At 62.2% G+C, this 909-nt stretch carries 2 protein-coding genes; both read right to left on the bottom strand.

Annotated features, from left to right (window positions below):
• Positions 1–341, bottom strand: a 341-nt coding sequence (locus WFM46_RS23760; protein ID WP_336998727.1) for a fimbrial biogenesis chaperone, incomplete at its 3' end; no start/stop codon positions are given.
• 16 nt (positions 342–357) lie between these two features.
• On the bottom strand, positions 358–828 hold the full coding sequence (locus tag WFM46_RS23755; protein WP_442913480.1) for a Csu type fimbrial protein: 471 nt from the start codon (positions 826–828) through the stop codon (positions 358–360).
• Positions 829–909: the final 81 nt, after the last annotated feature.

Below are 909 nucleotides of genomic sequence, written 5' to 3'. Positions count from 1 at the left end.
CGGTAGGCCTGCTCAACCCCCATCGGCACCCCGCCCTGTTTTATCAGGCGAATAAGCTGCTTGCTGCCTTTGGCAATAGTGACAATCGGCGGGCTGGCTACCACCTCCTGCTGGGCGGTGTAGCGCTCAAGGCCTCCCTCCTGGCGCCAGCGCACAATGCGCACCTGCATGGTGGTGGCGCTGTTGCCCTGGTTTTGCACCCACAGCTCGGTCGCTTTGGTATCGGCCGATAGCCAGGGATCGATGGGCCACAGCAGAATGGATGCCGCGCCCTGGGCGGCGTGCGCCGTTATCCCCAGCGCCACCAGCAGCGCCAGCGGGCCGCTTGCAAATGCCTTCATGGTCGTTCTCCCTGTATCACCAGGACAAGGTCACGGTGAGTTGATCTGAATAGTTCCCGGCCGGGCTAAAGCCCGTCAGAAGCGCCACGCCAAACAGCGGCAGGGCGATGTTATTGCTATTGGTATAGGTTACGGGTATGGCCTGGTTAACGCCGATTTCGCTGTTTGCCCCCAGCGAACTGCTGCTGTAGAGTCGGTAGGCGACCCGTTGGGTGCCGCCGGCGCGCTGCATATTGCGCACCGAGGCGTAATACTGTCCGCCGTCGATGCTCATGCTCAGCGCCACCCCCGGCGTGCAGGCGATACTCAGCGAACCATTAGGCACAAAGCTGGTGCTGACCTGGCCGCTCTGCACCCCGCTGTAGCTGCCAAAATTGAGCGCCCCCAGGACTCCGCCGGTGCCGGAAGTCACCGAGCAGCCGGGAGTAATGGTGGCATTCACCTGAAACGACTGGCTGGTCACCGCCCGGGCACTGGTCGTCAGCATCAGGGCGACCAGGCAAAAAATGGCATGCAGCCTCCCCTCACTCCACGACAGGAGTGATATGGTCACGCGCTTCATCAATCG

Source organism: Leclercia sp. M50, assembly GCF_037150775.1.
GTDB lineage: Bacteria > Pseudomonadota > Gammaproteobacteria > Enterobacterales > Enterobacteriaceae > Enterobacter.
This window is presented reverse-complemented; position numbering and strand designations above follow the sequence as displayed.

Excerpts from the sequence above, each read along its gene's own strand:
- WFM46_RS23755 (WP_442913480.1), bottom strand. The coding sequence starts at position 828 with ATGCTGACGACCAGTGCCCGGGCGGTGACCAGCCAGTCGTTTCAGGTG.